The organism is Ideonella sp. (assembly GCF_035254525.1).
Lineage (GTDB): Bacteria > Pseudomonadota > Gammaproteobacteria > Burkholderiales > Burkholderiaceae_C > Ideonella.
Genome location: NZ_DATFAN010000016.1, coordinates 1 through 4,626 on the forward strand (window position 1 = coordinate 1; position 4,626 = coordinate 4,626).

Below are 4,626 nucleotides of genomic sequence, written 5' to 3' on the forward strand. Positions count from 1 at the left end.
AGAGTAGATCCGCAATTCGGTTTGCAACGATGATATCGACGCCGTAGGCCATAGCCACGGCCAGCCTCTTGGTTGAGACCTAGAAACGACAGCGAGGAATGCGGCGCACCTGCTCGAGCCCTGGTGACTGCAATGAGCCCATCACCAGTCGCATGTCAAACGGCACCGAGAGACCGAAATCGCTGCGCACCTGCCGCTCGCCTTGGCGGGCCGAACGTCGGCTGCGGGTCGACTGCGCGTTCTCCACGTGCTCCAGGAAGCAACCCAGAATCGCGAACGCGCATTCCTCATCGGACACTCGCACGACTCGTTCGCTCGCCGAGCAGAACGGCTGCGCATTTCGCACTTGACTCGCGCCCAACGTCTGCCCACGTCGTGACGGGTGGAACGCGCCGCCTTGCTGCCTCACGTCGATGGCTCCGGATACCTCACCTCCAGCACCTCCAGCGTCTCCACCCCACCCGGCGTCATCAGCGACACCTCGTCACCCTCGCGTGCCTTGAGCAACGCACGGGCGATCGGGGCGATCCAGCTGACTTCGCCGTGCAGGTGGTCGACCTCGTCGATGCCCTTGATGGTGATCGTGCGTTCCTCGCCCTTGGAAGTGGCGTAGGTCACGGTGGCGCCGAAGAAGATCTGGTCGCTGCCGTGGTGCTTCGAGGGGTCGGCCACCTCGGCGATGTCCAGCCGCTTGGTCAGGAAGCGGATGCGGCGGTCGATTTCGCGCAGGCGCTTCTTGCCGTAGATGTAGTCGCCGTTCTCTGACCGGTCGCCGTTCAGGGCGGCCCAGTGCACGGCCTCGACGACCTTGGGGCGCTCTTCGTCGATCAGCTGCAGCAGCTCGCCGCGCAGGCGCGCATACCCCGCCGGGGTGATGTAGTTCTTCGTGCCGGCGGGCAGCGGGGGCAGGCTCGGGCCCTCGTCGTCGTCATCGGCGGCGTCGGTCTCTTTGGTGAAGGCTTTGTTCATGGCTCTGCGCTGATTTTCTCAGGCGAGCATGGCCGACACCGGGGAGTGGTTCAGGCTGGTCGCGGGCGCCTGTGGGCGATGCGCTGGAGCAGCTCGATCAACATGGCCTGCTCGGCCGGGGACAGCACCTTCAGCGCGTCCTGCTCCATCGTTTCGCTGATCTTGCGGGCGCGCTTGACCAGCGCCTGCCCCGCGGGCGTGAGGCGCACGAGTTGCGCGCGGCGGTCGCGCTCGCTGCGTTCGCGGCGCACCCAGCCCTGGGCGACCATGCGGTCCAGCGTCACGGCCAGGTTGGGCGGCGACACCTCGAGCGCCAGGCCGAGCTGCTTCTGGTTGACTTCCGGGTTGGTGTCGACCAGCACCAGGATCGAGAACTCCACCGCCTTGAGCTTCAGCGGCCCCATGTGGCGCTGGAAGCTCTTCTTCATCTCGATCGCTGCGCGGGTGGACGCATAGCCGACGAGGTGGGTCAGGCCGCTCTGGTCGAGCGGCGCATCGCGCGCCGGGGCTGCGGCGGCCGGCACGGGTGTTTCGCCGGACTCGGCGGCCATCGATTTGCCTTCCATCAGCCCAGCACCGGCAGGAACGGCAGCTCGGCCCGCGAGCGCTCCACCGCGGCCAGGTAGCGCGGCAGCTCGCCGGCCAGGTAATCGGCCTGGAAGCGCGTGCGCTGCAGCTTGGCTTCGTAGAACGCGGCATCCGGCGCGCCAGCCGCCAGCGCGTGGCGCGCGGCCACCTCGCTGCGGGCCCAGGCGCAGGCGAGCAGCGCCTCGCCGAGCGCGTGCAGGAAATCGTCCGCCGCGCGGTAGGGCCACTCGGGGTCGGCGGCTGCGCCAGCCACCAGCGCATCGGCGCACTCGCGCAGCGCCTGCAGGCCCTGGCGCAGGCGCTGGGCGTTGGTGGCGCCCTCGGCCTGCGCGCCGGCCCAATCGAGCAGCTGGCCCAGGCGCACGCCGCCATCGGGCAGCACCTTGCGCAGCAGCAGGTCGATCGCCTGAATCTCGTTGGTGCCTTCGTAGATCATCGCGATGCGGCTGTCGCGCACGATCTGCTCGATGCCCATCTCGTGGATGTAGCCGTGGCCGCCCCAGACGCCCAGCGCGTCGTCCGCGCCGTGGTGGCCCAGCTCGGTGAGCAGTGCCTTGACCACCGGCGTCAGCAGCGTGGCGCGGTCGTTGGCGGCGCGGCGTTCGCCTTCGTCGGGGTGGGCCGCCGCTTCGTCCAGCGCCTGCGCGGCCCAGTAGGCGAGCACGCGGCCGCCTTCGGTGCGCGCCTGCAGTGTCCACAGCGTGCGGCGGATGGCGGGGTGCAGCACGATGGGGTCGGCATCGGCATCGGGCGCGCCGGCGGGCTTGCGCGGCGCGCGCGATTGCGCGCGCTCGGCAGCGTGGCGCAGGGCGTTCTGCGTCGAGACTTCGAGGTGGCCGAGGCCCTGCAGGCCCACGTGCAGGCGCGCGGCGTTCATCATCAGGAACATCGCCGCCAGGCCGCGGTTGGGCTCGCCGAGCAGCCAGCCGGTGGCGGCCTCGAAACGCATCGTGCAGGTCGCGCTGCCCTTCAGGCCCATCTTCTTCTCGATGGAATCGCAGTGCACGGCGTTGCGGGTGCCATCGGGCAGGATCTTGGGCACCAGCAGCAGAGACAGTCCCTTGGTGCCGGGTGGCGCGCCGGCCAGCCGTGCCAGCACGAGGTGGACGATGTTGCCGGTCAGGTCGTGCTCGCCGCCGGAGATGAAGATCTTGTTGCCGGTGATGGCGTAGCTGCCGTCGGCGCGGGGCTCGGCCTTGGTGCGCAGCAGGCCCAGGTCGCTGCCGGCATGCGCTTCGGTCAGGCACATGGTCGACAGCCACTCACCGCTGGTCACCTTGGGCAGGTAGCGCTCGCGCAGCTCGCCGCTGGCATGGGCGTGCAGGCACTCGTAGGCGCCGTGCAGCAGGCCGGGGTACATCGTCCAGCCGTGGTTGGCGGCGGCGAGCATCTCGTACAGCGCGGCGTTCAGCAGCTGAGGCAGGCCCTGGCCGCCGCAATCGGGGTCGCAGGCCAGCGCGGGCCAGCCGCCGTCGACGAAATCCTGGTAGGCCGCCGGGTAGCCTGGCGGCGTGGTGACCTGGCCCTCGTGCCAGGCGCAGCCGGCCAGGTCGCCGGGGCCGTTCAGCGGGGCCAGCACCTCGGCGGCGAACTTGCCGGCTTGGGCCAGCACCTCGGCGGCGGTGTCGGCATCCAGCCCGTCGAAGGCCGGCATGCGGGCCCAGGCGTCGGGGGCGCCCAGCACCTCGTCGATCACGAAGCGCATGTCGCGCAGCGGGGGGTCGTAGTGCCACATGCGGGCAGGCCTCAGGTCTTCTTGGCGCCGAGGTAGGTCTCGATCACGCGTGGGTCGCCCGCCAGGTCGCTGGCCGGGCCTTCGAGCGCGATGGAGCCGGTCTCGAGCACGTAGCCGTAATCGGCCACTTCGAGCGCGGCGCGCGCGTTCTGCTCGATCAGCAGGATGCTGACGCCGGTCGCGCGCAGCGCGGTGATCGTGCGGAAGATCTCGCGCACCACCAGCGGCGCGAGGCCGAGGCTGGGCTCGTCGAGCATCAGCACCTTGGGCCGGCTCATCAGTGCGCGCGCCACCGCGAGCATCTGCCGCTCGCCGCCCGAGAGCGTGCCGGCCAACTGGGTGCGGCGCTCCTTCAGGCGCGGGAACAGGGTGTAGACCTCGTCGAGCGTCGAGCGCCAGTTCGGCACCCGCTGCTTCATCGGCTTGAAGCCGCCGAGGATCAGGTTGTCTTCGACCGGCATGGTGCCGAAGAGCTCGCGCTTCTCGGGCACCAGGGCCAGGCCCGCCATCACGCGCTCTTCGAGCGTGGTGTGGGAGACGTCGGCACCGTCGAATTCGATCCGGCCGCGCGACGGCAGCACGCCCATTAGCGCGTTGAGCGTGGTGGATTTGCCGGCGCCGTTCGGGCCGATGACGGTGACGACCGCGCCGCGCGGCAGCGTCAGGTTCAGGCCCGACAGCACCTCGGCCTTGCCGTAGCCGGCGTGCAGGCCGGTGACTTGCAGGATGGGTTGGCTCATGCTCAATGCTCGGTGCCCAGGTAAGCGGCGCGCACGACCGGGCTGGCCTGCACCTCGGCCGGCGTGCCGGCGATCAGCCGGGTGCCGAACTCCATCACGACGATGTGGTCGACGAGGCCCATCACGAAATCCATGTCGTGCTCGACGAGCAGGATCGACAGGCCCTCGGCCTTGAGTTGGCGCAGCACCTCGGCCAGGGCCTGCTTCTCTTTCAGGCGCAGGCCGGCGGCGGGCTCGTCCAGCAGCAGCAGCGATGGGTCGGTGCACAGCGCGCGGGCGATCTCCATCAGGCGCTGCGGCCCGAGCGCGAGGTTGCCGGCGAGCTCATGCATCTGCCCGGCCATGCCGATGCGCGCGAGCTGCTTCTCGGCCTCGGCGAACAGGCGCCGCTCCTCGTCGCGATCGAGCCGCAGCATGGCCCGCGTGACGCCCGACGAGGTGCGCAGGTAGCCGCCGAGAGCGACGTTCTCCAGCACCGTCATCTCGGGGATCATCTTCACGTGCTGGAAGGTGCGGCTCATGCCCAGCCGGGCGATCGCGCGCGAGGGCAGGCCGGCCACGTTCCTGCCGCGGAACACGACCTCGCCCGAGGTC

The 4,626-nt window shown here is 70.1% G+C and carries 6 protein-coding genes; all 6 read right to left on the bottom strand.

The features are described from left to right. Positions 1 to 79: 79 nt before the first annotated feature. A complete protein-coding gene (locus tag VJ693_RS01545) occupies positions 80 to 298 on the bottom strand; it encodes a hypothetical protein (protein ID WP_324151702.1) in 219 nt (72 codons plus the stop codon). Between the two features lie 107 nt (positions 299 to 405). Beyond that, a complete protein-coding gene (gene greB / locus VJ693_RS01550) occupies positions 406 to 969 on the bottom strand; it encodes a transcription elongation factor GreB (RefSeq protein WP_324151703.1) in 564 nt (187 codons plus the stop codon). Between the two features lie 50 nt (positions 970 to 1,019). Then, positions 1,020 to 1,520, bottom strand: coding sequence for a MarR family winged helix-turn-helix transcriptional regulator (locus VJ693_RS01555; protein ID WP_324151704.1), 501 nt, complete (start codon positions 1,518 to 1,520; stop codon positions 1,020 to 1,022). Between the two features lie 14 nt (positions 1,521 to 1,534). Beyond that, a complete protein-coding gene (locus VJ693_RS01560; protein WP_324151705.1) occupies positions 1,535 to 3,292 on the bottom strand; it encodes an acyl-CoA dehydrogenase family protein in 1,758 nt (585 codons plus the stop codon). Positions 3,293 to 3,303: 11 nt separating this feature from the next. Further along, positions 3,304 to 4,032, bottom strand: a complete 729-nt coding sequence (locus VJ693_RS01565; protein WP_324151706.1) for an ABC transporter ATP-binding protein — start codon at positions 4,030 to 4,032, stop codon at positions 3,304 to 3,306. A 2-nt stretch (positions 4,033 to 4,034) separates the two neighbouring features. Next, a partial coding sequence (locus tag VJ693_RS01570) for an ABC transporter ATP-binding protein (protein WP_324151707.1) occupies positions 4,035 to 4,626 on the bottom strand: 592 nt, incomplete at its 5' end.

Coding starts and splice junctions, on each gene's coding strand:
- greB (WP_324151703.1), bottom strand. CDS start 969: ATGAACAAAGCCTTCACCAAAGAGACCGACGCCGCCGATGACGACGAC.
- VJ693_RS01555 (WP_324151704.1), bottom strand. CDS start 1,520: ATGGCCGCCGAGTCCGGCGAAACACCCGTGCCGGCCGCCGCAGCCCCG.
- VJ693_RS01565 (WP_324151706.1), bottom strand. CDS start 4,032: ATGAGCCAACCCATCCTGCAAGTCACCGGCCTGCACGCCGGCTACGGC.
- VJ693_RS01560 (WP_324151705.1), bottom strand. CDS start 3,292: ATGTGGCACTACGACCCCCCGCTGCGCGACATGCGCTTCGTGATCGAC.